Source organism: Desulfosporosinus meridiei DSM 13257, from assembly GCF_000231385.2.
Lineage (GTDB): Bacteria > Bacillota > Desulfitobacteriia > Desulfitobacteriales > Desulfitobacteriaceae > Desulfosporosinus > Desulfosporosinus meridiei.
In genome coordinates this window covers 2,426,794-2,451,947 of the sequence record NC_018515.1, presented here as the reverse complement: position 1 = coordinate 2,451,947, position 25,154 = coordinate 2,426,794, and the positions used below count along the sequence as shown (strand labels likewise).

General features: G+C 46.3%; 22 protein-coding genes and 1 pseudogene. 6 read left to right on the top strand and 17 right to left on the bottom strand.

Annotated features, from left to right (window positions below):
* Positions 1 to 155: 155 nt before the first annotated feature.
* The gene (locus tag DESMER_RS11255) at positions 156 to 356 is read right to left on the bottom strand and encodes a hypothetical protein (RefSeq protein ID WP_014903172.1); all 201 of its coding nucleotides are present in this window, start codon (positions 354 to 356) and stop codon (positions 156 to 158) included.
* A gap of 267 nt (positions 357 to 623) precedes the next feature.
* Here DESMER_RS11255 and DESMER_RS11250 point away from each other — a divergent pair, with 267 nt between their 5' ends.
* Positions 624 to 1,844 carry a sensor histidine kinase gene (locus tag DESMER_RS11250; protein WP_014903171.1) on the top strand — a complete coding sequence of 407 codons (1,221 nt, stop codon included), beginning with the start codon at positions 624 to 626 and terminating at the stop codon, positions 1,842 to 1,844.
* 184 nt (positions 1,845 to 2,028) lie between these two features.
* On the opposite strand, the pseudogene DESMER_RS24445 reads toward DESMER_RS11250, so the two are convergent.
* The 9 genes and pseudogenes from DESMER_RS24445 to ald form a co-directional block, all read right to left on the bottom strand.
* Positions 2,029 to 2,208 (bottom strand): annotated as a pseudogene (locus DESMER_RS24445) (IS200/IS605 family transposase); the annotation flags it as partial.
* A gap of 33 nt (positions 2,209 to 2,241) precedes the next feature.
* On the bottom strand, positions 2,242 to 2,778 hold the full coding sequence (locus DESMER_RS11240; RefSeq protein WP_014903170.1) for a hypothetical protein: 537 nt from the start codon (positions 2,776 to 2,778) through the stop codon (positions 2,242 to 2,244).
* Positions 2,779 to 3,835: 1,057 nt separating this feature from the next.
* A complete protein-coding gene (locus tag DESMER_RS11235) occupies positions 3,836 to 4,426 on the bottom strand; it encodes a glucosaminidase domain-containing protein (RefSeq protein WP_014903169.1) in 591 nt (196 codons plus the stop codon).
* A gap of 104 nt (positions 4,427 to 4,530) precedes the next feature.
* Positions 4,531 to 4,731, bottom strand: a complete 201-nt coding sequence (locus tag DESMER_RS11230; protein WP_014903168.1) for a helix-turn-helix domain-containing protein — start codon at positions 4,729 to 4,731, stop codon at positions 4,531 to 4,533.
* Positions 4,732 to 5,061, bottom strand: a complete 330-nt coding sequence (locus tag DESMER_RS11225) for a sigma factor-like helix-turn-helix DNA-binding protein (protein ID WP_042333697.1) — start codon at positions 5,059 to 5,061, stop codon at positions 4,732 to 4,734.
* A 684-nt stretch (positions 5,062 to 5,745) separates the two neighbouring features.
* Positions 5,746 to 5,970: a transposase gene (locus tag DESMER_RS24715; RefSeq protein WP_282432990.1), complete on the bottom strand. Its 225-nt coding sequence runs from the start codon at positions 5,968 to 5,970 to the stop codon at positions 5,746 to 5,748.
* 122 nt (positions 5,971 to 6,092) lie between these two features.
* On the bottom strand, positions 6,093 to 6,494 hold the full coding sequence (locus DESMER_RS24710) for a transposase (protein ID WP_282432989.1): 402 nt from the start codon (positions 6,492 to 6,494) through the stop codon (positions 6,093 to 6,095).
* A gap of 86 nt (positions 6,495 to 6,580) precedes the next feature.
* Positions 6,581 to 6,853, bottom strand: a complete 273-nt coding sequence (locus DESMER_RS24430) for a hypothetical protein (protein ID WP_242830978.1) — start codon at positions 6,851 to 6,853, stop codon at positions 6,581 to 6,583.
* Positions 6,854 to 7,077: 224 nt separating this feature from the next.
* Entirely contained in the window at positions 7,078 to 8,211 is a 1,134-nt protein-coding gene (gene ald, locus DESMER_RS11215; protein ID WP_042333695.1) for an alanine dehydrogenase, read from the bottom strand.
* Between the two features lie 244 nt (positions 8,212 to 8,455).
* Between ald and DESMER_RS11210 the strand changes: the two genes are divergently transcribed.
* The 5 genes from DESMER_RS11210 (at position 8,456) to DESMER_RS11190 (ending at position 13,315) form a co-directional block, all read left to right on the top strand.
* Positions 8,456 to 9,514: a response regulator transcription factor gene (locus DESMER_RS11210; protein WP_014903166.1), complete on the top strand. Its 1,059-nt coding sequence runs from the start codon at positions 8,456 to 8,458 to the stop codon at positions 9,512 to 9,514.
* Positions 9,515 to 9,932: 418 nt separating this feature from the next.
* On the top strand, positions 9,933 to 10,226 hold the full coding sequence (locus DESMER_RS11205; RefSeq protein WP_014903165.1) for a hypothetical protein: 294 nt from the start codon (positions 9,933 to 9,935) through the stop codon (positions 10,224 to 10,226).
* A 120-nt stretch (positions 10,227 to 10,346) separates the two neighbouring features.
* On the top strand, positions 10,347 to 11,066 hold the full coding sequence (locus DESMER_RS11200) for a response regulator transcription factor (protein WP_014903164.1): 720 nt from the start codon (positions 10,347 to 10,349) through the stop codon (positions 11,064 to 11,066).
* On the top strand, positions 11,063 to 12,100 hold the full coding sequence (locus DESMER_RS11195; RefSeq protein ID WP_014903163.1) for a sensor histidine kinase: 1,038 nt from the start codon (positions 11,063 to 11,065) through the stop codon (positions 12,098 to 12,100). The genes DESMER_RS11200 and DESMER_RS11195 overlap by 4 nt, the downstream gene beginning before the upstream one ends.
* Before the next feature lie 21 nt (positions 12,101 to 12,121).
* Complete coding sequence (locus DESMER_RS11190) at positions 12,122 to 13,315, top strand: molybdopterin-dependent oxidoreductase (RefSeq protein WP_014903162.1); 1,194 nt, start codon at positions 12,122 to 12,124, stop codon at positions 13,313 to 13,315.
* Positions 13,316 to 13,750: 435 nt separating this feature from the next.
* Here DESMER_RS11190 and DESMER_RS11185 read toward each other — a convergent pair whose 3' ends face one another.
* The 7 genes from DESMER_RS11185 to DESMER_RS11155 form a co-directional block, all read right to left on the bottom strand.
* Positions 13,751 to 14,509 carry an alpha/beta hydrolase gene (locus DESMER_RS11185; protein ID WP_014903161.1) on the bottom strand — a complete coding sequence of 253 codons (759 nt, stop codon included), beginning with the start codon at positions 14,507 to 14,509 and terminating at the stop codon, positions 13,751 to 13,753.
* 135 nt (positions 14,510 to 14,644) lie between these two features.
* A complete protein-coding gene (locus DESMER_RS24165; RefSeq protein ID WP_014903160.1) occupies positions 14,645 to 21,145 on the bottom strand; it encodes a collagen-like triple helix repeat-containing protein in 6,501 nt (2,166 codons plus the stop codon).
* Positions 21,146 to 21,339: 194 nt separating this feature from the next.
* Positions 21,340 to 22,098: a peroxide stress protein YaaA gene (gene yaaA / locus DESMER_RS11175; RefSeq protein ID WP_014903159.1), complete on the bottom strand. Its 759-nt coding sequence runs from the start codon at positions 22,096 to 22,098 to the stop codon at positions 21,340 to 21,342.
* Positions 22,099 to 22,224: 126 nt separating this feature from the next.
* Complete coding sequence (locus DESMER_RS11170; RefSeq protein ID WP_014903158.1) at positions 22,225 to 22,644, bottom strand: hypothetical protein; 420 nt, start codon at positions 22,642 to 22,644, stop codon at positions 22,225 to 22,227.
* A 43-nt stretch (positions 22,645 to 22,687) separates the two neighbouring features.
* The gene (locus tag DESMER_RS11165) at positions 22,688 to 23,800 is read right to left on the bottom strand and encodes a glycosyltransferase family 4 protein (RefSeq protein ID WP_014903157.1); all 1,113 of its coding nucleotides are present in this window, start codon (positions 23,798 to 23,800) and stop codon (positions 22,688 to 22,690) included.
* Positions 23,801 to 23,930: 130 nt separating this feature from the next.
* Entirely contained in the window at positions 23,931 to 24,389 is a 459-nt protein-coding gene (locus DESMER_RS11160) for a hypothetical protein (protein WP_014903156.1), read from the bottom strand.
* A gap of 45 nt (positions 24,390 to 24,434) precedes the next feature.
* Positions 24,435 to 25,148 (bottom strand): glycosyltransferase family 2 protein, encoded by a 714-nt coding sequence (locus DESMER_RS11155; protein ID WP_014903155.1) that lies wholly within the window; start codon positions 25,146 to 25,148, stop codon positions 24,435 to 24,437.
* Between the last annotated feature and the right edge of the window lie 6 nt (positions 25,149 to 25,154).

Sequence of the window (25,154 nt, the reverse complement as noted above, 5' to 3'; positions counted from 1 at the left end):
TTGTCGTCTTTTTTACAATAGAATAAATATAACGCATCCCTAAACCCGCCAAGGATGACGGGCCGCTTGCTTTTGAATTAATGCTAACTAGAAATATAAATATAGGTTTCAACTATGCCCCCGTGCAAATTGTGAAACCTCTACTTTGTTTATGGTTAGATGGCTTTCTTTTGAGATTGTAACTGGATAAGAGTATCAAGTTTTACCAGTAGTTCCCTGTCAGCCTCAATTTTCCGTTTGAAAAATTGGATAGTACTAATTATCAAATACACAACTATAGCGAAAAAACCAAGATAGATCATTAAACCAAGAAAGCTAAATATGCCAAATCCAATGCTGGGTCCCATATAATTCATACTGATTATTCTCCTTCATCACGAATAAATTCATATTGAATAGTTTTCTCCATATAGCTACCTTAATCCTTCTTTTACCAGTAGCATTAAACTTCAACTACTATCCCAAGAAATTATCCTAGCCAAAGATAAGGATTTAAGTCTATAATCAGGACAAGCGAGTCTATCTATTAGTCAGTTTTAGATGGATGACTCACGCAAAATCAAGGATATGCCAGTATTTTACATAAAATTGGGATGTGGATAATGAGAGGATTGTAAGGCTGTATGGATCTTAAACCAAAGAGTTTATTCAAGCTGATTGAAGAAGACAAGCTGGTCCGAATCATTGAAACCTTCACCAAGGCTACAGACATCACCATCGATATCAATGATGCCCTGGGGTTTCCCGTGGTTCAGCATGATTATTTCTATGGATTTTGCCGGAGTATTCGTTCCCAAGAAGTTGGCCTCAAGCGTTGTATTAATTCCAATGCCGAATTAGGTTTTAATACCCTAAAGCTAGGTAACTCCAGCATAGGCAAATGCCATGCCGGCGTGATCTTAATGGCGGTACCTATCATCGTTGATGGTCAGTTCTACGGTTCCATAACCTGCGGTCAGATGCTCCTGGAAAAGCCCGGAGCAAAAGATATTGAGGATATGCTTGCCGCAACTGCCGACTTAGGACTGGATCCCCAAGATCTCAGTAAAACCTTTCAAGAAATCCAGGTTATCAATATGGAAAAATGCCAGGCAGCCGGCGGCCTGATCCAATTTGTCGTAAGTTATATTGTTGAGCTGATCTATCGCGCCAATCGTCAAGAAGCCTTAAGCAAAGAAAAGCTTAAAGCAGCTGAGGATGCTCGGATTATTGTCGAGTTGGAGCATACCTTACATAGAGCAGAGCTGAAAAACCTCCAAGCTCAAATCAAACCCCACTTCTTATTCAACACCCTTAATACTATTATCAGTTTAGTCACCCTTGGTGATAATACCAAAGGGTTAAATACCCTTTTTGCCCTTTCTAATTTACTGAGGCATAATCTTGATCACCCGGAGGAACTGGTTCCTTTGCGAGAGGAACTGCATTATGTAGAAAGTTATCTGCTGATTCAAAAAAATCGCTTTGGAGATCGTTTGGAGGTAGCCATTCAAGTACCGGAAGACCTCCATGATTTACCGATTCCCTTCTTAAGCCTGCAGCCTCTGGTTGAAAATGCCTGTATCCATGGCTTAGAACCTAAAGAAGGTCTGGGTCACCTCCGAATTGTGGCTAAAAAGGTGAATAACGATGTAGAGATTTCTGTAATAGACGATGGGGTTGGGATGTCCCAGCATTACTTCACTCTCGATTTGAGTCAGGAAAATTCCCTTCAGGCCGGGATAGGTCTGCGCAATGTCCATAAACGCTTGCAGTTACAATTTGGCCCTGGGTATGGGGTCAGGTTGCTGCCTGAACAAGGTTTAACCACAGTTCACATCCTTATTCCCCTACAGGAAGGGTGAAGATCCACAACCCAAAATCCTGATTTAAATTAATCATTTCCACCCGCTCAGCGGGTGGTTTGCTCTAGCCCTATAGGGGTTGGGTACAGGCCAGACTAAAGGCTGAAAGTTCCGCCAACCGTACTACGCACCGTACTACCTCTAAAGGGAGTCTGTGGGACTATTTTTTCTTGCTCTTTTCTATTTACTCACCTTTAAATGGGTCAACAAACTCTTTGATGATTAACTGATCTGCCGCGATATCCTGTTGTAATTGTTTGAGGATATGCAGTTCTATGCCTTTTTGTTCCCTCCTTGTACCCATGTAATGTACTCTACACCAAAAGTGCCTATTCCCATACTTGTACTTTAAGTTCGCGTGCCTATGAATGTGGACAGAGCATGCGTTTGCGCTTAATTAAGGCATTTCATTGGTCAGAATGATGTCCGTCACGGTACCTTCCGAAAAGAAGAAGGCCATAGTGTATTGTTTATCCTCCGATTCAACGAACAGCTGTGTATTGTATTGCACCCTTTTAGCATTGGGATAAGCTTGCTGGACATCTTCCTCGCTGCTCCCAATTTGTATTCCACGCGGAGTAATGCCTGTGCTTTTATTAGTAACGATAATCAAAAACACAGGGTCACCTCCGACTGTAAGTCCCTGACTGGAATACTCCCATTGAGGTGCACCATTACCATGTAATATACTCATTATTGTCGGTTCTCCAAACTCCTTCCGGACGCTTTCCAAAGTTTGGCCGATGAACAACTTACCAACGCTCAAATCTGTTTTCGTCAATTCCTTAGGCTCGCTTATTTTATTCATTACTGGTGTATCAGAATGACTGGTTTTTGTGTCTTGCCCAAAAGTGAATCCGCAGCCTGACAGCGATATCATGCCAATTATCAGTACAGTGGCCAGAATAGCTCTTTTTTTATTTAAAAAAGTCATGTTAATCTCCATTCCGCCGCTGTCGCAGGCGGCACAAATAGTCATGAAGAATGGTGTGCGACTTTCACCAAAATGCTATCTTATTTTTGAGGGAAGGTTATACTATAAATCAGTTGTTTATTCTATTTGCTGTGGTGTCCGATGTACATAAAACATTTCTCGTCGCCACACAAATCAAATCAAAAGGAATTACTCCCTAGTATTCAAAGAAAAGATTCTCTACCTTCAATAAAGCAATCCTGCAATTGCAGTGGGTAATTGATAATAACTGCTTTGATATTTACATTGAGTCCACAGTGAAATGACGGACTCTCATCTATTATCTCTTGGAGGATTCTAAATGGATTGGTGACCTATTTTGTTATTTCGTCTTGGCTTAGTTCAAGGAAGCTATATTCCTTAAAAACCAATACGGATTCTTCGTGAGTACACCCGATACCGCAACAAACTGGTGTCCTGCAAAAGCAGTGAAAAGAATCGTTTTCAAAATGCTTTCACTGTTTTCAATGTAGCTCTTGATGCTGTCGTCTCTGACATGTTTGGCAAATCAACCTCATCCATCACCGACTACTTGATTTTCCACAGATATCTTTGACCCAGAACACTGTTCATCCCTACTCAAAAAATACCTGAAGAAAAAGCGGATACTGTGGTTGAGTCTATTGAAGGCTATCAGATGACCAAGGAGCAACAGGATCGTATGATAATGATTCACTCTCATCATCTCGGAACAAATTGGTAACCGTTACACATTAGGGGAGTTCTTCATTTTCTTCCAAATTCCTTCTTGAACTACAGATTCACATTGTTTTTTTATATTTCACGATGAATAGAGAAACCTTGGTAAAAACCTCTAAAAGGTCAAACTAAGGAATTCTAACCAAAAAGGTTTATTTTAAACCTTAGGTGAGAAAATACGACAATTGAAGTTCCCAAAAATAATAAACAAATTTCTTGCCCGAAACAAAAGGGGGGCATTCGCTCACTAATTAAAAAGTAGCGATGCGACGCTCCCCAAATCCCAAGTTTTACACGAACCAATTATTTTTTACTATAGTTAAAATTTTGGTAAAGGATTAGTTTTAACTATAGTATTCAAAGCTTGTAAATTTGAATTGGCGTTGAACGTACTAATAATATCAGCACCCGCTGGACTACCATACTTACTCGTTGCCCAAATACGAGCACCGCTTGAAGAGGTTAAGGTGTAAGATCCACCGCAAAAGGTTATTGTTCCTCCGTTGTAACCGGAGTAGTAACCTTGACCTAAAGCCCCAGCAGCCGCTTTCAGTCCATTGGTACCATTACCATTATCACTAAAGGCCCACATAACGTGAGGATAACCTTTAATGATCAACGCTGAATATGCCTTTACTCCATCTTTAATGGTGCAGAAGGCAGCAAGCCCATTTGGTTGATGATCACAAACAGCACCCACACCACACCCTGAAGCTTGGTTTGCTGGGTTGTAGTATAAACTAATGTCTTCACCACCCCACCCACTTTCCAATCCCCATTGTATCAATATTAGCGCTGGTGTAAGTTGACCAAAATTTTCGCTAATCCAACTTTGATACGAGACCCACTTTGCCAAGTCAGTAACGTTGTACCCCTGAATGTTTTGCGCAAGAAAACTTGATACGCTCATTTTAATCACCTTTCAAAATATTTTTTATGAGAACTTTATTGCCTATTTTGTTCTCACATACTATATAAAGACTATAAATGCTTTTTTTACGCATAACTCGAGAATTATTCTCTAATTTTCTTTTTGAGAGCTTTGACAAAGGCCTCACGGATATCTTGGGCAATATCTTCATTAATCCGTCCATTAACTCTGGATTTAGATTTAATTAAAGAGTCAAAGCGGATTAAAACTTGTACTAATGCTTGTTCGTCATTTTGCTTTAAAAGTTCCCATAAAGTCTCAAAGTCTAATTGATCATAGTCCATTTAAACTGCCTCTTCTCGAAGCAAATTTAAGGCTTTCCCTTTAATTCGACTTACCTGTTGTTGGCTAATATTGAAGTATTCCGATATTTCCTTTTGAGTTAAATTCAGCATAAGGGTACAATACAAAACTTGAGATTCAATTTTGGGTAAGGATTTTAGCAATAAAATTAATTCAATATCATTATAAACGGAATCGGTCTTATATAGAGATGAGGTTTCTGGTGATGTTCCAATTAAAATATCACGGTTAAATCTCCTATTTCTTTGCCTTGCTCTAATAGCCGCATTCTGGATTACAGTTACACACCATTGAATATATTGAGCAATCATTTTATTCCTCCATTCTAAACATGTCCATTTATACAATATGTCTATCCTTGTCTTGTTGCTCCAACCAATGGTTTAAAATGTTTAAGTGGGTGTCGCCAGCTCAAAGACAATACCGTGCTGATAGCCCCTCCTTGAGGGGGTTATCAGCACGGTTCTTGATTGTTACATCTGTTCATGAAATCCTTGCCCTATGCATTAAGTGAATCCTCACCCGAAGATGTTTTTAATAGCTACTATCTTTTCTGATTCTGGTATCTTTGATTTATGGGACATAAAAAGCTCCTCCTTGAAATAAATAGTTTTATTTTTCAAACTGTCTACCACAAGGGCAATGTCATTAAGTTAAGCTCATGAGAAACCTCAGCGGTAGAAAAGTGATACCGCTGGGGTTGTCGTATACACGGTATAACATAGAAAACACGGGTGTTTTTGAATTTTGAGCAACACAAATGCAGATGCCCGAAAAGCATCTGTAAAAGTCCTATCACACATGTTAAATCTCAAATAATTCTGTACTGGAACCCTACTGCTGAAATCGAATTTTGAAATCTAGGAAATTGTCGGTCAGGGCGTATTGGGGAAAGGTGCTTACCTATCAGTTTAAGAACTTGGACCGCTGGAATTACCTCTCTCAAAAATTGACGGCATATATTTAAAACCACTGGAAAATTTACTCGCAAATCTTCAGGAATACTGATGTGGTGCATGATAATGGAAGAGTAATTGTATAGAATTGGTCTGGCAAAAATCTCTTGCAATCTTCTTTTTGCTGTGCAGACTCGCCAAACCCACAGCATATTTAAGTTCCTTAAAAGATGTCTCAATTCCCCAGCGCAGATTATAGAGCTGTTTTATTTTCTCCGGCGGAAAATCTTCGGCATTGAGATTTGTATAAACCGTTTTATACACACCATCAGCAATAGCGACGCGAACGGCACGAAAATGTAAATCATAAAACTTGGAATCTTTCGGTTTAATGAAGTCAAATGTCGTATGTGGCTGTATCCATCGATACCGATGAGGGTATGCTTTTAGAAGCGATAACGTTCCTTGGTTTGGTGCCGGGTGAGGGTTAACGTGATTTCTTCATCGTATTCCGGGCAATTTGGTAGAGAAAGCCTTGATATAATCCCATAGGATTCTTTCGCCCGGATGATATAGTACCATGATTTCTCCTGAAAATGAGCGATATTGTTGAATTCATATCCACGATCCATGATTGCAATTACAGTTCCACTGATTTCAGACTGGTCTACCATGGATACTAAGGCTTTATGCTCATTCATGCCTTTCTTGGGTTGCACGGATGCATCGACATAAACCTTGCCCATCAGGTCATACATAGCATCCAAATGCAAAAGATTGTAATTTTTGCTATCTTCGCTGTTCCTGATGGAGGAGAATCCATCATTTGAATTTGACGGAAGTCTCAAATCCGAACCGTCAACAGCGAGCAGCCTGTAGTCTTGTAATGAATTCTTCGATACTGCTAACCTTGTAAATTCGTGAAATAGTAGTTTCAGTGCTTCTGGACGAATTTTGTCTCTCTGTTAGACAAATGCTGAGGCGGTTGCAGTCTCTGACGAATAGCCAGCCAATCATATAATTCTTTTGAAAGGCTATTGCCTCCCATGCCTACAAGCATAAGCAGCATAGTATGCAGTGATAATTTGCGTTCGCGTGAAAAGTCTTGCCCTGGTCGTTTCACGCAAGTCGGTAAATCTGCTGTGATTGAGCGTATCGCTTGGTGCAGCGCAGTTCGTACCCGCTCTGGATATGCTATCTTTTTCATTTTAGAAGGCCTCCTTAAAAATGTCCTCATTTTCAAGGCGAAGCCTTAGATTTTTATTTATTTGTCAAGTGTTTTTTTACAATTGATAAATTTTATATGCCCACCTGTATGTATAAGAAAAACACAACCATCTTTATCTGGATGGTTGTGTTTTTCAGGCCTTAACTTAATGACATTGACCACAAGGGGAGCATATCAAATCTTGGCTTTAATTCTTAATTGCCTCAAAAACCCGAGGGAACATCGGTCACCCTACCTAACGGTGTGTACTCATGATTGAGAGCTTCGGCAACTGCTTTATAAGTGAGTTTGCCATGGATAACATTAACACCGCGAGCTAAAGCGAGATCCGTTCTGATAGCCTCCGCGTACCCCAGATTGGCCAATTTAAGGGCATAGGGCAGTGTTGCATTCGTCAAAGCAAAGGTAGAGGTACGAGCCACGGCACCGGGCATGTTAGCCACACTATAGTGTATTACTCCATACTTTTCATAGGTTGGCTCCGCATGGGTAGTCACATGATCAATGGTTTCCACGCTTCCCCCTTGATCAATGGCCACATCAACAATCACTGATCCTGGTTTCATTCCTCGAACCATTTCCTCGGTTACGAGTTTCGGGGCTTTTGCGCCGGGGATCAGTACAGCTCCAACCAAGAGATCGGCCTGTTCTACTGCCTGCTGAATATTATAGCTGTTAGACATCAAGGTTTTGATCCGTGAACCAAAGATATCATCCAGATAGCGGAGCCGGCTATTACTGACATCCAGGATGGTTACCTCCGCGCCGAAACCAATAGCCATTTTAGCAGCATTGATACCAACGATCCCACCACCAACGATGGTAACTTTAGCAGGGGAAACTCCCGGTACTCCACCTAAGAGTATTCCCGCACCACCATACTGTTTTTCTAAGAATTGCGCACCAATTTGAATTGACATTCGGCCAGCTACCTCACTCATGGGGATCAAGAGAGGCAAGCTGCCGTCAGCAGGCTGAACCGTTTCGTAGGCAATTCCAACGACATTTTTTTTGAGTAAGGCAGCTGTCAAGGCTGGTTCAGGCGCAAGATGCAAATAAGTAAACAATAGCTGACCATCTTTGAACAGTTCATATTCTGAAGCCAAAGGTTCTTTAACTTTCATAATCATGTCGGCACGGGCATATACCTCTGCCGGAGTCGCCAGGATATCGGCACCGGCAGCTATGTATTCTTCATCCCTTATCCCGCTGCCAACACCCGCCTTCGTTTCAACGACTACTTGATGACCGGCTTTGCCCAAGGCTACAACACCTGCGGGAGTGAGAGCTACACGATTTTCATTGTTCTTGATTTCTTTCGGTACCCCGATAATCATTTGCATTTGCGCTCCTTTCAACTGGTGGCTGTTTATGCTCTTATCATCTCATAATTAGGTTTGCCTACCAGATCAAATCGTTGCTCAAAAACAAAAAAATATTGTCAGATTGTTTGCATAACTTTATTAATATTTTTACATTTTATATAAAGATCTTATAATTCTAAACGTATTCATTGCTAAAGAAAAAAAGTATAATTGTCTTAACCACCAGGGTTATAAATCTTTTGAGGATGATAAGAGAATGTATAAAGTATTGTTGGTTGATGATGAGGAATTAGAGCGCAAGATTTTGTGGTTAACTTTACAAAATTCTGACCTGCCTATTGCTACAATCCATGAGGCTGTCAATGGACGAGATGCTTTAGAAAAAGTCCATCTCCTTCAACCTGATCTGGTCATTATGGATATCAAAATGCCCGGAATTGACGGGATTGAGGCCACTAAACAAATTAAGTCCTTTTACCCATCTACCGAGGTGATCATCTTAACCGCCTACGGAAAGTTTTCCTATTCTCAAAAAGCAATTAAAGCCCAAGCCACAGACTATTTGCTTAAGCCAATTCTGCCTCAACTACTCATTGAGGCTGTAAGACAGGCTCTAAACAGGCTTTCCCGCCAAAAATTTCAGCCCGGTCCGGCCATGGACTTTACAAATCTAGAGGAACTGGTTAAAGTCGGTGATCTTGGAGAAGGAAAGCGGCAATTAGCCCTGATTTTTGCCAAGCTAGCTGAAGTTGAACCTCTTCCCTCCACCGCCTTGCTTTATTCTTTCGGTTTGCGGCTTATGGTCATCGTCCTTCAGGCTGCCTTATCGGCAGGTGCTGATCCTGGGGAGGTGACTTCTACAGAGTATGATCTCGTGCAAAACTTATCCCATATTACCTCTCATTCGACTCTAGAGGCTTGGGGGGCTGGAATGTTAGAAAAGTGCATTAGGTTATTGGGTTCAGCCATTCAGCAACATAACCAAGGGCTCACGCTCATCCGCAAAGCCATGGAGTACATTGACCACAACTATGCTGAGAATATCTCCCTCAACATGGTTGCGAAACATGTCCATCTCAGTCCGGCTTATCTGAGTAGGATCTTTAACAAGAACACCGGTGTCGGTTTTACGGATTACCTGACCCAAGTGCGTCTGAAAAAAGCCAAACATCAATTGCGTCGGTCTGCAGATACAATAGATCAAATTGCCATTGCCACCGGTTTTAATTCCAGCAGCTACTTCTCGGCGATTTTCAAAAAATCAGAGGGTCTTACCCCCTCTGAATATCGAGGAAAGCATTTTGGCGTCTCTTAATAATTGCTTTTGCTGGATCCATTTTCAAAAGCGCCTGACAGATTATTTTAGTTTACTCCTCGCATCTCCAACCGGTTCACCGAACAATAACAGAGCCAGTGACACATTTAACAAAAGGACATAAGAAAGGATACAAATTGATTGCTATTCTTTCTTATGTCCTTTATTATTGAGGGTTTCAAGATAACCTTATACTAATAAGCGTATATACGATGGAATTAGTTAGTTTGCTTATGACTTGACTGAGTAATTATGCAGTTTAACGATATCCATATTTTAGAAGAAAATTAGTATTAGCAGCGAATGATACACTTTTGTAATATTAAGTTAAGGTTTTTGTGAGGAAACCGTTCTCGAACAGTAATCCTTCTCTGTTAAACTGTGCAGGTAGTCAAGAAACTCAGAGGAGGAAGATTCAATGAAAAAACAAGCAGCAATATTTATGTTGGCAGCCGCCTTGGCATTCCCGCTAACCGGGTGTGGAAGCGACAAGCAAAAAATGGGTAACGAAAGCACGGTACAGAATACGGAAATGAAGCAGGATCAAAACACTATGATGGATGATAAGAATGCAATGAACGCCGGGAAGGACACCATGATGGATGACAAGGATGCAATGAATGACGGGAAAGATACCATGATGGACGACAACGATGTAATGAACGATAGCAAAGATCCTATGGAGGATGGCATGGCAACTGATAAGATGTAGAAAGTTACAGATGTGAGTTTTTTTCTCCAGTTGCCATGATTTGATAACTAACAGTATAATAAAAGCTTAAGAACATCTTAACGTTGCTTTAGACATAGAACCGGTCAAGGAGGAAAACCAATGACTGCGTGCATCCTGGTTGCTGATGATGAACAAAATATCACCGATGTATGCCGTCGTTACTTAGAACGAGAAGGTTATGTGGTTTGGGTGGCACATGACGGAGAAGAAGCTTTACGGCTTTGGAAGGAACAATCTCCTGATCTGTTGGTGCTCGATCTTATGATGCCCGGTCTCGATGGCTGGGAGGTATGCGAAAAGGTGCGGGAGGCCGGAGAGACACCCGTCATCCTGCTGACCGCACGGGGAGAGGAACCAGATCGACTGCTTGGGCTAAGTATGGGCGCGGATGATTATATGACGAAGCCTTTCAGTCCGCGTGAACTGGTGCTGCGAGTCAAAAATATTTTACGGCGGGTGTCGCCGGCTCAAAGTCCTCACAAAGCCATGGTACCGAGAGAGGCTCAGGAGGCCCTGCATTTCGATGGTCTATCCATTTTCCCATCCCAGCGGCGAGTAAAGGCAGCAGGATCTGAGGTGGATTTGACTGCCAAGGAGTTTGATCTTCTCTTTTTGTTGGCATGTCATTGCGGGCAAGTCTTTTCCCGCAGCCAATTGTTAAAACGAATTTGGCATACAGATTATAATGGAGATACAACCACTGTAACTGTGCTGGTCAGACGATTGAGAGAAAAGCTTGAGTTGGATCCGTCTCAACCCCGCTGGATTAAAACAGTCTGGGGTATCGGATATAAACTGGATGGGAAAGAATCCTCATGAAACTAAATAATTATCTGGTACTTGCCAACTTAATCAGCATCGCGGCAATCGTTTCGGTGCTGTTTGTTTTTTATAGTTACATGCTGCTCTCTTCTCAGCAATTGCTTATGCTCTCTATAGCAGCTATTGCTGCGGGGTGTGTTTCGGCAGGGCTTCATTTTTTTGTTATGCGCCCGGTAGTCAGTGCGGTTCTGAGAATTGGGACTGCAACCGCCGAATTCGCCTCGGGAGCATTGCGCACCCGGGTGCCCGTGGTCGGACCGGTTGAACTGAAAGTATTGGCTGAACAATTTAATCTTATGGGGACTAAGCTGGAAGAGAGTTTTCGCCAAGTGAAAGCCTCGGAAAAGTCAAGGCGAGAATTAGTGGCTAATTTGGCTCATGATTTGCGGACTCCCTTGGCCTCTGTGCAGTCTTATGTGGAAGCATTAGAGGATGGAATAGTAGAGGATGAGGAAACCTTCCGGCGCTATCTGGCAACCATCCGAAGCGAATCACTGAGACTGGGAACTTTGATTCAGGATCTTTTTGAGTTGTCGATACTGGATGCTGAGGAACGATCTCAGGAAGCTGTGTCGGCACTTTTAGATGATGTGCTGATAGAACTGCTTCCCCGCTTTGCCAAGTTGCTGGAGGACAAGGCCCTTGACCTCCAGGTGAAGTTACCTGAACAATTCCTGCGCTGTCAGATGGTTCCGCAGCAGGTTCAACGAATTATCCAGAATCTGTTAGAGAATGCTATCCGGCATTCTCCCAGAAATGGAATTATCGGCATCGAAGTAGATGATGTAGCAAAGGGTTTTGTTCGGGTTAGTGTTACTGACCAAGGAAAAGGGGTTCCTGAGCAAGCAAAAGAACAGATATTTGAACGCTTTTACAGGCTTGATCCTTCTCGCAGCCGTTCAGAGGGCGGATCGGGGTTAGGGCTGGCAATTGCAAAATCCCTGGTTCTACAGCAAGGCGGAGAAATCGGAGTGATTAGTCGACCGGGAAGCGGAAGCTGCTTTTGGTTCACGTTGCCCAAAGGGGACTAATTGAGAGGAGGAATTGGGTGAATGTCTAATGGGTGCCAAGAAAAGGTCAATGGCTTCGCTAAAAGGCTGGCTTTACTCCATCATTGGAACGCCTTGCTCGTAGCGTTGTTGGTATTTTCCGGGCTCTTGCTATTCAGCAGTTCCTGGAAAGAGCTGCTGGGGGAAGCTAAGATCTGGATCAAGTGGCTGCATATCATTATCGGCTTGGTCTCAATTCTTCCGGGGCTAGCTTACTTGGGGTCAGCAGCCAGACACTGGCAGATGCTTAAGGGTAAGCCTTGGCAGCGTTTGCATATTATTGTTGTTCTATGGTTAATTATAGGCTGGTTTAGCTCGGGAGTTCTTTTGTGGCAGTTCCAAGCTATGGGGCCGGCGGTTTCCAATGCAGCCCTGCTGGTTCATGATGTGTTAATTTGGATTGGGCTTCCCTTGATCCTTTATCATTCTTTAATAAAGCTCGGCCGGCTTAAGAACCTCCGGCAGCATCAAAGCGAGGGTTACGGACGGTTCTACACCCGTAAAGACTTCCTTCGCACCGTCATCGGTGCTGGCTTGGCCATTTCAGTTGCCCCTGCTCTGATCAAGTGGATCGGTGACCTCGGGTCAGGGCCAGACCGGGCGGAAAATGAAGAGGAAGCTAACCGGCTGCTGCCGGTTCCTCAACCATCAGCAGATTCGTCTCCACCGGTTGGCGGAGGAGCCAGTGGTTCCTTTCGCAGCTATTCAGTCACCAGGCTTCCCTACTTTACCAATGATAACTGGTTTTTTACACTTAATGGATTGGTAGAAAAACCAATAACCTGGAATTGGGAGGAGTTTGTCGCCCTCAAGCGTTCTGTGCAAGTCAGCAATTTTCACTGCGTTACAGGCTGGTCGGTATATAACAATACCTGGGAAGGCATCCCTCTTAAAGAACTGTTGGCGAAAGCTGCAGTTAAGGCAGAGGCGAGGGTGGTCAAGCTCTACTCCGGGGATGGCGTGTATACGGACTCGCTTACTTTGCAGCAAGCTGATATGGACGACATCATAGTAGCGGTGCTGCACGATGGCCAGCCCATTCCGAAGGACCTGGGTGGTCCGGTTAGATTAATAGTTCCTCAGATGTATGCTTATAAATCTGTCAAATGGCTGAATCGGATTGAGTTAATTGAAGAAGATCATATTGGCTATTGGGGTCAACGAGGGTATGAACAGGATGCCTGGGTGCAGGGATAGGGATTCAATTATGGCAAGTGTCCTCAATAGTCATCTTATCACGTAGGTTTTGCTCTATAGTGTGACCATCCCATCCCATCTCATCCACGAGTTTGTAAATCCGGCAGTTTTGAGAATTAGTCATCAAAACTGCCGGATTCTAATCATTCATTGCAAGAATTGGACTCTACCTATTGAGTATGGGAAAATAATTGATCTTTCATGTCCGCCACTTTTTCTGGTAAAAGCTCGGTCAATTCGGAAATATCTTCACCCGAGTCTCCCCTCCCCACCCCAGCATTTTTTCAGCAAATCTAAAGGCCTTTGGCGTTCCTCCCATATTTTTGAACAGGAATATGGAGGCAAACACCTTCATAGCTCATTAAACTGAATTTCATATTCTTCTCCTCGTTCGCAGTTGATCTTACAGGTGGATTCGCAGAAAATTTGATAGACTTAGCCTTCTTTTGCTGTGAAAAACCGTACCGCAGTCTCGATGACCTGCTTCAAGCCGCCCGGAGTCATAATACGATGATCGGCACCTTTGACTTCAGTTAACCTTGCTCCGAACTGCTGTGCAAAACGCCGCACGTCCACCACTGAGGCTGTCTCGTCGGCGTCACCGTGGATCATCTCTATCAGCGCCATTTCCCGCCGGCAGAGTTTGAACACATCATGTTCCTCTAAGTCGGCATAGAATTCCCTGGTGAACTTCAGAGGGCGAATGTAGTCAAAGTCCGGTATAATGTAGCCCTGCTCCTTTAGCTGAGTATACTGCTCCGGGGAAGTACTGTTCCGAAACAGCCCCGGCATATCCACTGCCGCACAGCGTAAGAAAGATTTCTTGCCCAGAGGGGTGCGTGTCGCCAGATAGATCAGATTGATGTATGCTCCGAAGCTGGATGAGAAGTAGGCGATATCCGCCTTGGTACCGAGCACACGCACATGGGCTTCTACCGCAGAAAGGTCGTTCAGACAGTTGGGTATCCTAAGCAGCTCGCCGTCCACAGGACTGTCGCCATGGGCGGGAAAATCAAAGCTGAAACTCCCAATGCTGTGTTCCGACAGTGCTGCCGCCATAGACTTAGCCGTCGGACTTTCCTTGCTGCTGCCGAGTCCATGGCTAATGATAACGATCCTCCTCTCCCCACCACTTAAATTGTTCACGCACGGGATATCGTAACCGTTTAATCCTCGGATGGTTTCTTTTTTCATGGCAACCTCCTCCATTCTCTTGATTATCAGATCATTTCGACAAGTGAATGTCATATCCTTCCTTTGAAATTGGATACGCTGAATAGTACAAATGCGACCCTTTAGGGTCGCATTTGAATCGAAGGCTAATGTTTTTTACGTGAATGTGATGATGTTCAGAGTAATACTATTACCCGTAGCTGCTGAAGTAACATTAGTAGCAGTCGTTACGATGACTCGAACACTGTAGGTTGAACTAGCACTAGTAGCAGGTGCTGTATCCACATAGGTGCTCGATAAGGGAAATCTTTGGGAGCCAGCAGTTTGGGCAGATCTATTTGAAGTCCTGGTATTAATTAATGTTGCATCTCTATACAATCTAACTTCAAAAACAAATGCCCAGTTTGACGTTACTACAAAATCTACTCCTAATGCATAATCAATTTTGAGTCGTTGGTTTATTATAACACTTTGCGTGACACTCGCCACAGTAACTTCGGTGTTTAACGGCGGAAAGACACTAATAGGACCAGTATTATTATTGAACGCTAATTGTGGTGTCCCAGTAGCCCCAGTTGCACCTGTTGCGCCAACATCGCCGGTGGCCCCAGTTGCCCCTGTCGCCCCAACATCGCCGGTAGCTCCAGTTGCACCAGTTGCCCCAACATCGCCGGTAGCTCCAGTTGCACCAGTTGCCCCAACATCGCCAGTAGCTCCAGTGGCCCCTGTTGATCCAACATCACCTGTGACCCCAGTGGCCCCTGTTGCCCCAACATCACCCGTGGCTCCAGTTGCACCTGTTGCTCCTACATCACCCGTGGCCCCAGTTGCACCTGTTGATCCAACATCACCTGTGGCTCCAGTTGCCCCTGTTGATCCAACATCACCCGTGGCTCCTGTTGATCCGGTTGCCCCAACATCACCCGTGGCTCCAGTTGCACCAGTTGCCCCAACATCGCCAGTAGCTCCAGTTGCCCCTGTCGCCCCAACATCACCTGTGGCTCCAGTTGCCCCTGTCGCCCCAACATCGCCGGTAGCTCCTGTTGATCCGGTTGCCCCAACATCGCCGGTGGCCCCAGTTGCACCTGTTGCGCCAACATCACCCGTGGCCCCAGTTGCGCCCGTCGCCCCAACGTCCCCTGTAGCCCCAGTTGCCCCTGTTGCGCCAACATCACCCGTGGCTCCAGTTGCCCCTGTTGATCCAACATCACCTGTGGCTCCAGTTGCCCCTGTCGCCCCAACATCGCCGGTAGCTCCTGTTGATCCGGTTGCCCCAACATCGCCGGTGGCCCCAGTTGCACCTGTTGCTCCAACATCACCCGTGGCTCCAGTTGCACCTGTTGATCCGGTTGCGCCAACATCACCTGTAGCTCCAGTTGCGCCCGTCGCCCCAACGTCCCCTGTAGCCCCAGTTTCACCTGTTGTGCCAACATCACCTGTAGCCCCAGTTGCCCCTGTTGATCCAACATCACCTGTAGCTCCAGTTGCACCCGTTGCGCCAACATCACCTGTAGCTCCTGTTGATCCGGTTGCCCCAACATCACCCGTGGCTCCTGTTGATCCGGTTGCGCCAACATCGCCGGTGGCTCCAGTTGCCCCTGTTGATCCAACATCACCCGTGGCCCCAGTTGCACCTGTTGATCCAACATCACCCGTGGCTCCAGTTGCACCTGTTGCTCCAACATCACCAGTAGCTCCTGTTGATCCTGTTGCCCCAACATCGCCGGTAGCTCCTGTTGATCCTGTTGATCCAACATCACCCGTGGCTCCTGTTGCCCCTGTTGCGCCAACATCACCTGTAGCTCCAGTTGCACCTGTTGCTCCAACATCACCCGTGGCTCCAGTTGCCCCTGTCGCCCCAACATCGCCGGTAGCTCCTGTTGATCCGGTTGCCCCAACATCGCCGGTGGCCCCAGTTGCACCTGTTGCGCCAACATCACCCGTGGCCCCAGTTGCGCCCGTCGCCCCAACGTCCCCTGTAGCCCCAGTTGCCCCTGTTGCGCCAACATCACCCGTGGCTCCAGTTGCCCCTGTTGATCCAACATCACCTGTGGCTCCAGTTTCACCTGTTGCCCCAACATCACCCGTGGCTCCAGTTGCACCCGTTGATCCAACATCACCCGTGGCTCCAGTTGCACCTGTTGATCCAACATCACCTGTGACCCCAGTTGCACCTGTTGCTCCAACATCGCCGGTAGCTCCTGTTGCGCCTGTTGATCCAACATCACCAGTGGCTCCTGTTGATCCGGTTGCCCCAACATCCCCGGTAGCTCCAGTTGCCCCTGTCGCCCCAACATCACCCGTGGCTCCAGTTGCACCCGTCGCCCCAACATCACCGGTGGCTCCAGTTGCCCCTGTTGATCCAACATCACCCGTAGCTCCAGTTGCCCCTGTCGCCCCAACATCACCCGTGGCCCCAGTTGCACCCGTTGATCCAACATCACCTGTGACCCCAGTTGCACCTGTTGCTCCAACATCGCCGGTAGCTCCTGTTGCCCCTGTTGATCCAACATCACCCGTAGCTCCAGTTGCACCAGTTGCCCCAACATCACCTGTGGCTCCAGTTGCCCCTGTTGATCCAACATCACCCGTAGCTCCAGTTTCACCTGTTGCGCCAACATCGCCAGTAGCTCCTGTTGATCCGGTTGCCCCAACATCGCCGGTAGCTCCAGTTGCACCTGTTGATCCAACATCACCTGTGGCTCCAGTTGCACCTGTTGCTCCAACATCACCCGTGGCTCCAGTTGCACCTGTTGCTCCAACATCACCCGTGGCTCCAGTTGCACCTGTTGCTCCAACATCACCCGTGGCCCCAGTTGCACCTGTTGCTCCAACATCACCCGTAGCTCCAGTTGCACCTGTTGCTCCAACATCACCTGTAGCTCCTGTTGATCCTGTTGATCCAACATCACCTGTAGCTCCAGTTGCCCCTGTTGCCCCAACGTCCCCTGTAGCCCCAGTTGACCCGGTTGCCCCAACATCACCGGTAGCTCCAGTTGCCCCTGTTGATCCAACATCACCCGTGGCTCCTGTTGCACCCGTTGCGCCAACATCACCTGTAGCCCCAGTTGCCCCTGTTGATCCAACATCACCTGTAGCTCCAGTTGCACCCGTTGCGCCAACATCGCCGGTGGCTCCAGTTGCCCCTGTTGATCCAACATCACCTGTGGCTCCAGTTGCACCTGTTGCTCCAACATCGCCTGTGGCTCCAGTTGCACCTGTTGCTCCAACATCACCCGTAGCTCCAGTTGCACCTGTTGCTCCAACATCACCCGTAGCTCCAGTTGCACCTGTTGCTCCAACATCACCCGTGGCTCCAGTTGCACCTGTTGCTCCAACATCACCCGTGGCTCCAGTTGCACCTGTTGCTCCAACATCACCCGTAGCTCCAGTTGCACCTGTTGCTCCAACATCACCTGTAGCTCCTGTTGATCCGGTTGCGCCAACATCACCTGTAGCTCCAGTTGCCCCTGTTGCTCCAACATCGCCTGTGGCTCCAGTTGCACCTGTTGATCCAACATCACCCGTGGCCCCAGTTGCACCCGTCGCCCCAACATCACCCGTGGCTCCAGTTGCACCTGTTGCTCCTACATCACCCGTGGCCCCAGTTGCACCTGTTGATCCAACATCACCTGTGGCTCCAGTTGCCCCTGTTGGTCCAACATCACCCGTGGCTCCTGTTGATCCGGTTGCCCCAACATCACCCGTGGCTCCAGTTGCACCTGTTGCTCCAACATCACCCGTGGCCCCAGTTGCACCCGTTGATCCAACATCACCTGTGGCTCCAGTTGCACCCGTTGATCCAACATCGCCAGTAGCTCCAGTTGCCCCAACGTCCCCTGTAGCCCCAGTTGACCCGGTTGCGCCAACATCACCTGTAGCTCCAGTTGCACCTGTTGATCCAACATCACCCGTAGCTCCAGTTGCACCTGTTGCTCCAACATCACCCGTGGCTCCAGTTGCCCCTGTTGCTCCAACATCACCCGTAGCTCCAGTTGCACCTGTTGCTCCAACATCACCCGTGGCCCCAGTTGACCCGGTTGCCCCAACATCACCGGTGGCTCCAGTTGCACCCGTTGCGCCAACATCGCCGGTGGCTCCAGTTGCCCCTGTTGCTCCAACATCACCCGTGGCCCCAGTTGCCCCTGTTGCGCCAACATCACCAGTAGCTCCTGTTGATCCTGTTGATCCAACATCACCCGTGGCTCCAGTTGCCCCTGTTGATCCAACATCACCCGTGGCCCCAGTTGCACCTGTTGATCCAACATCACCCGTGGCCCCAGTTGCACCTGTTGATCCAACATCACCCGTGGCTCCAGTTGCACCCGTTGCGCCAACATCGCCGGTGGCTCCTGTTGCACCTGTTGCTCCAACATCACCCGTGGCCCCAGTTGACCCGGTTGCGCCAACATCACCCGTAGCTCCAGTTTCACCTGTTGCCCCAGTTGCGCCAACGTCCCCTGTAGCTCCAGTTGCACCAGTTGCGCCAACATCACCTGTGGCTCCAGTTGCCCCTGTTGATCCAACATCACCCGTGGCTCCAGTTGCACCTGTTGCGCCAACATCGCCAGTGGCTCCTGTTGATCCGGTTGCCCCAACATCACCGGTGGCTCCAGTTGCACCTGTTGCTCCAACATCACCCGTGGCTCCAGTTGCACCTGTTGATCCAACATCACCCGTGGCTCCAGTTGCACCTGTTGATCCAACATCACCTGTGACCCCAGTTGCACCTGTTGCTCCAACATCGCCCGTAGCTCCAGTTGCACCTGTTGCTCCAACATCACCCGTAGCTCCAGTTGCACCTGTTGCTCCAACATCACCTGTAGCTCCTGTTGATCCTGTTGATCCAACATCACCTGTAGCTCCAGTTGCACCCGTCGCCCCAACATCACCCGTGGCTCCAGTTGCCCCTGTTGATCCAACATCACCCGTGGCTCCAGTTGCCCCTGTTGATCCAACATCACCCGTGGCCCCAGTTGCACCCGTTGATCCAACATCACCTGTGGCTCCAGTTGCACCTGTTGATCCAACATCACCTGTAGCTCCAGTTGCACCCGTTGCGCCAACATCGCCGGTGGCTCCAGTTGCCCCTGTTGATCCAACATCACCTGTGGCTCCAGTTGCACCTGTTGCTCCAACATCGCCTGTGGCTCCAGTTGCACCTGTTGCTCCAACATCACCCGTAGCTCCAGTTGCACCTGTTGCTCCAACATCACCTGTAGCTCCTGTTGATCCTGTTGATCCAACATCACCTGTAGCTCCAGTTGCACCTGTTGCTCCAACATCGCCTGTGGCTCCAGTTGCACCTGTTGATCCAACATCACCTGTGGCTCCAGTTGCACCTGTTGCTCCAACATCACCCGTAGCTCCAGTTGCACCTGTTGCTCCAACATCACCTGTAGCTCCTGTTGATCCTGTTGATCCAACATCACCTGTAGCTCCAGTTGCACCTGTTGCTCCAACATCGCCTGTGGCTCCAGTTGCACCTGTTGATCCAACATCACCTGTGGCTCCAGTTGCACCCGTTGATCCAACATCACCAGTAGCTCCTGTTGATCCGGTTGCCCCAACATCACCCGTGGCTCCAGTTGCACCAGTTGCCCCAACATCGCCAGTAGCTCCAGTTGCCCCTGTCGCCCCAACATCACCTGTGGCTCCAGTTGCCCCTGTCGCCCCAACATCGCCGGTAGCTCCTGTTGATCCGGTTGCCCCAACATCGCCGGTGGCCCCAGTTGCACCTGTTGCTCCAACATCACCCGTGGCCCCAGTTGCGCCCGTCGCCCCAACATCACCTGTGGCTCCAGTTGCCCCTGTTGCTCCAACATCACCTGTGACCCCAGTTGCCCCTGTTGATCCAACATCACCCGTGGCTCCTGTTGATCCGGTTGCGCCAACATCTCCCGTAGCTCCAGTTGCCCCTGTTGATCCAACATCACCTGTGACCCCAGTTGCCCCTGTTGATCCAACATCACCCGTGGCTCCTGTTGATCCGGTTGCGCCAACATCTCCCGTAGCTCCAGTTGCCCCGGTTGCTCCAACATCACCCGTGGCCCCAGTTTCACCTGTTGCGCCAACATCACCCGTGGCCCCAGTTTCACCTGTTGCCCCAACATCACCCGTGGCTCCAGTTGCACCCGTCGCCCCAACATCACCTGTGGCTCCAGTTGACCCGGTTGCCCCAACATCCCCTGTAGCCCCAGTTGCCCCTGTCGCCCCTGTCGCCCCAACATCACCCGTAGCTCCAGTTGCACCAGTTGCCCCAACATCGCCAGTAGCTCCTGTGGCTCCCGTCGCCCCTGATATATCTTCGGAGCCAATTTGATATAACTCTGCTGGTAACACACGATGTGGTGCCACCAGGTTTCCATCAACATCTTTACCCCATGCCGATATTTCCACTGCGTCTGAACTTGTTGTAAACTGAAACACAAATGAATTTAAATTTGCAAAATAGTTTCTGTCGGTTACTTCTCCAGCTCCTAATACGAAATCCTCCTGTACATACAATGTCTTTGTTATTCCTGTCACGTAATACCCCAATATTGAAATTTCTGCTGATGTACTATCATCATTAGAAAATTTTACTGTAAAGGTCACAGTTGGTCGCATACCACCAACTGGGGTATTTTCAATCAATCCGGTACTTAATTCTGCCATTGACAATTCTCCTTATATTGATTTGTATATTCTTTTTTTCATATATTCTATTAAACTTGTTCAAAATTTGTTATGTTCAAGCTGCGTTAAGTTACGCCTTTACGACTCGCTTGGTGTCATTCTCACAAAAAATAACAACCCTCACCGTCAAAACGATAAGGGTTGATTTCAAATTTTCTTAGACACATGTTCCATTATTTAAATTTACTTGTAACCTTCACAAAGACAAATGTATTCTTATCCGATAACTCATCCTTATACTCGAAACCAAGTCTATTAAACTCTTTGATTTCAGCCAAATCATCAACAGCGTTTTCTGCCATGAAACGCACCATTTCACCGCGAGCCATTTTCACATAAACTCCTTTTTCGATAACTTTACCACCGATCAGCTCGCCAAATTTACAGCTAACATAATTGACGTCGGCAGTTAGGTATTTCGCAACAGTTTTACTGTATTCAGCCGAAGCAAGATTCAAAATCGTGGTATCATTCAGGGTTAAGTCCCGGTAGATGTCGTCTTGCCAAAATTCATATAGATTGTGACAGACGGCTGTTTTCAGCTTTGCCTGCATTTCTAAGCGGTAGGGTACAACTCCATCAAAAGGTTTCAATATCCCATAAAATCCAGATAAAATTCGCAGACGATCTTCAATGTAGTCATAATAGTCTCCCTCAAATACCTGCGGGGCCATGTACTTATACTGAATGCCATCGTAGGCTAAAATGGCTGGGTTTGTGTACCCCCACAAATCCAGTCTTTGATAGCGTTCATAGTTCAGCCTGGCAATTTCATCGTTGCAACAAAGCAATTTTTTCAGTTCGTCATAGGTAAGGCTTTGGAGATATTCTTTTAATTTTTGGGTTTTATCCAGGTAGACAGGGGCTTGGCGAGGCGGGAGGAAATCCCCGTCAAAATTCATTTTCTTCGCTGGAGAGATTATGATTTTCAATTTTATCATCATTCCTAACTGGGCTAAAGTAAAAGGAATAAAAAGTAATCCTTATGTACACTACTGATCAAATACCCGTTAAGCACAAGGAATTGGCTTTCTTCCTTTGTGCTTTCTAGGTCATAATCAGTGAGGAATTAGTGACTTAAGTTCTGAAGGTAAAACACGATGTGCAGCAACTAAATTTCCTGCCGAGTCTTTACCCCAGACAGAGATTTCGACAGCTTGCGAACTAGGTTCAAACTGAAACTTAAAAGCATCAAATTGAGCATAATAGTCGCGTGTTATCACTTCACCGGGGCTCAAATCTAATAACTCTAAAACGTACAGCACGTTGGTTGTACCACTTAAATAATACCCCAGAATCTGGACTGACGCTCCAACAATATCATCGTTGTCAATTTTCATGGCGATACTAGCTGTTGGCCTAACGCCTTCAACCGGTGTATTTTCAAATAAACCCGTAGTAAAGCCAAACCACGGTTTTAATACCTCAACATGAAATTTATTATTATAATTTATTGCACACGGAGATGTGAAACTCATAGTAAATACCTGCTTTTATGAATATATTATTTTTTTTCACATATCACCTGAACACGTCTGCGATAATCTTTGCCCATCTCTCGTCCCATCTTTTTTTATTAAAACTTACAGCGATCTCCCGTCCTCTTTCGCCCATTAGCCTTCTCTTCTTAGAATCCTTAATAAGCTCTTCAATACTAGATACCAGGTTTTCGACAGAAGGTTTTAGAAGATAACCATTGTAGCCATCAATAACAAGATCAGACAATCCGCCAGCCATTCCGGCGATTACAGGCTTGCCGCAGGCCATAGATTCCAAGGCGGCGAGACTTGTTCCTTCAGTAGAACGGGAAGGAATAAGGACGATATCTGCCATCTGATAAATTTCAGGCATCATCTCAAAAGGCTTCCAATAGTAATAACAGCGTTCCTGTTTATCTGCCCATTGGGACATCAGCATTTCTATGGTGTCATCATGACCTCTTCCACAAAAATGAAATTCGATTGTGGGATATTTCTCTGTTAATATCTCGGCAGCCCGCATTGTTTCATTGATTCCACGTACCGGAACCATCCGGCGGGGAAAGAGAATACGTATCATATCCTTTGTTAAATCCTCTTCAGGAGGACAGAAGAGATCGGTATCCACATAATTGGGAATATACTCCCATTTATTATAAAAACTCGGTAAGGTAGCATTAAAATAATTGATAGTATTGGTGTCTACAGACACGAGCTTTTGCGGTCCGGACAGTGAAATTCCCATTCTCCTTAACCATTCTTGCTTGATTTCCTGTTTTCCGGTGGTTGTGTCAAATCCAGGCCAATCCCAATACACACCATGACTGATACCTATACTCTTTTCGTGAACTAATGGATAGGCTAAGGATAGAATAAAATATACCGAGTAATCAAAAGCCATAGAGTTTTCATAAAAGGCCATATTCAGTTCAGGAAAAGTATGATATTCAGTCTTATTAGCAGGAACCCCATGTATCTTTATTCCATCAAATTCTTTTGTCCAGTTGTCTCCCATTTGCCATACTTCCACCTTAAAACCCATATCCCGTAGTAGGCGACAGAAGTCTACCTGGTAGCGCTCTGCTCCTCCCGTAATAATTCGCTCACTCTTGGGATGAAAAAAGTTGGTTGTTAGTAGAGCTACTTTTTTCGTCATTTTTCTTGACCTCACCTCTATTACATTCTAATGGCAATCTGCTTTACGAGTGTTAAAACTGGCTGAGTTCAGCCAGTTCAACATCAGGAAAATCTAGTTTTCCCGCCTAAAAATACTAGTTGCCAAATTATTAACTTACTGGGGAAGCCTGGGAAACAAATACCAGGTCTACGCTGAGGTCAAGACCCTCGACAATATTGCTACTGGTAGCTGGTAAACTAACAACAAAAGTCAACAGTTCCTCGTCAGTGGTTGCTAAAATTCGGCCGCCAGTCGGTTGCTCAATGAGCCCGGAGACAGGTCCATTATAAAGTTCAGTAGTTCCTTGAGCAATACCAATATTTAAACGGTCCGCTAAAATTTGGGCTTGAACCGCACTGGTGGTACCATCAGCTTGCCAATCAGCAAAAATGAAATAGAAAGCATCTACATCCCCGGAGTTGGTAACTGAGAGCTGAGGCGAGCCCAAGGATTCCCCGGGAACAAGTGCAGCCGGGGAAAACAAAGCAGTTGCGGGACTCAAAGTTAAAGCTACATCAGCTGTTCCGGCAGTGCTACCGCTATTGGTACTGGTTATTGTAAAAGCCATTTTTAAAACTCCTTTTCTCTAATTGATCTACAATAAGATATGAATCTAAATAGACAAGTGTTCCCGCCATTTATAAGTTTTTATTTTTTCCGCTGGCCAAAGAATGCTTTCGTAGTGTTCATGTCCCATATATTTATTGGCGGGATCCTGACTGATAGCCCGCTCGTATTTTGCTGTTATATTTGCCGGATTTGCCCAACCCAAGTGTTTGATTCGAATTGCACTTTCATAATGAATCAATTGTCTGTAAGCTAGGGGGAGACGTCCACAGTGAAATTTTAAGGATGGCCAGGCAGATTCTAATTCAGGCTGATACTTAACTAAATAGGTGGAAAAACCGCGCAGCCAGGGATTCCATAGGCCGTCGACTCGGAAAGAGTCTTCACTCCCCCAACAGTCAAAAAGGCGAAACCCAATGGCCTTAAAATTCCTTTGCCTTAATAAATAAGGAATTTCATTCAAAGAGCTTTCTTCCAAAAACTCGTCAGCGTCAATTGCTAAAATCCATTCTGGTTTATTTTCCAGCGTATACTGCCATAATTCCCGGCGCAGCTTAGCCTCATCGGTCAAAAACATGGAGCGTGGTTGACGATAGAGCTTAACCCGAGGGTAGCTAAGACATAACTCGGGAGTATCGTCCTCGGAGGCATCATCCATGATGATGATATTGTCGACGAAAGTCAGCAAAGATTCCAAACAGCGCCCTAAATAGCGATCTGCTTCATTGCGGACAATTATCATTGCTGTAAGTTTAGGCATATCTTT

What these genes read in the sequence shown, in the direction of transcription:
- DESMER_RS11255 (WP_014903172.1), bottom strand. Translation starts at nt 356, where the DNA reads ATGAATTATATGGGACCCAGCATTGGATTTGGCATATTTAGCTTTCTT.
- DESMER_RS11250 (WP_014903171.1), top strand. Translation starts at nt 624, where the DNA reads ATGGATCTTAAACCAAAGAGTTTATTCAAGCTGATTGAAGAAGACAAG.
- DESMER_RS11240 (WP_014903170.1), bottom strand. Translation starts at nt 2,778, where the DNA reads ATGACTTTTTTAAATAAAAAAAGAGCTATTCTGGCCACTGTACTGATA.
- DESMER_RS11235 (WP_014903169.1), bottom strand. Translation starts at nt 4,426, where the DNA reads ATGAGCGTATCAAGTTTTCTTGCGCAAAACATTCAGGGGTACAACGTT.
- DESMER_RS11230 (WP_014903168.1), bottom strand. Translation starts at nt 4,731, where the DNA reads ATGGACTATGATCAATTAGACTTTGAGACTTTATGGGAACTTTTAAAG.
- DESMER_RS11225 (WP_042333697.1), bottom strand. Translation starts at nt 5,061, where the DNA reads ATGATTGCTCAATATATTCAATGGTGTGTAACTGTAATCCAGAATGCG.
- DESMER_RS24430 (WP_242830978.1), bottom strand. Translation starts at nt 6,853, where the DNA reads ATGAAAAAGATAGCATATCCAGAGCGGGTACGAACTGCGCTGCACCAA.
- ald (WP_042333695.1), bottom strand. Translation starts at nt 8,211, where the DNA reads ATGATTATCGGGGTACCGAAAGAAATCAAGAACAATGAAAATCGTGTA.
- DESMER_RS11210 (WP_014903166.1), top strand. Translation starts at nt 8,456, where the DNA reads ATGTATAAAGTATTGTTGGTTGATGATGAGGAATTAGAGCGCAAGATT.
- DESMER_RS11205 (WP_014903165.1), top strand. Translation starts at nt 9,933, where the DNA reads ATGAAAAAACAAGCAGCAATATTTATGTTGGCAGCCGCCTTGGCATTC.
- DESMER_RS11200 (WP_014903164.1), top strand. Translation starts at nt 10,347, where the DNA reads ATGACTGCGTGCATCCTGGTTGCTGATGATGAACAAAATATCACCGAT.
- DESMER_RS11195 (WP_014903163.1), top strand. Translation starts at nt 11,063, where the DNA reads ATGAAACTAAATAATTATCTGGTACTTGCCAACTTAATCAGCATCGCG.
- DESMER_RS11190 (WP_014903162.1), top strand. Translation starts at nt 12,122, where the DNA reads ATGTCTAATGGGTGCCAAGAAAAGGTCAATGGCTTCGCTAAAAGGCTG.
- DESMER_RS11185 (WP_014903161.1), bottom strand. Translation starts at nt 14,509, where the DNA reads ATGAAAAAAGAAACCATCCGAGGATTAAACGGTTACGATATCCCGTGC.
- DESMER_RS24165 (WP_014903160.1), bottom strand. Translation starts at nt 21,145, where the DNA reads ATGGCAGAATTAAGTACCGGATTGATTGAAAATACCCCAGTTGGTGGT.
- DESMER_RS11170 (WP_014903158.1), bottom strand. Translation starts at nt 22,644, where the DNA reads ATGAGTTTCACATCTCCGTGTGCAATAAATTATAATAATAAATTTCAT.
- DESMER_RS11165 (WP_014903157.1), bottom strand. Translation starts at nt 23,800, where the DNA reads ATGACGAAAAAAGTAGCTCTACTAACAACCAACTTTTTTCATCCCAAG.
- DESMER_RS11160 (WP_014903156.1), bottom strand. Translation starts at nt 24,389, where the DNA reads ATGGCTTTTACAATAACCAGTACCAATAGCGGTAGCACTGCCGGAACA.
- DESMER_RS11155 (WP_014903155.1), bottom strand. Translation starts at nt 25,148, where the DNA reads ATGCCTAAACTTACAGCAATGATAATTGTCCGCAATGAAGCAGATCGC.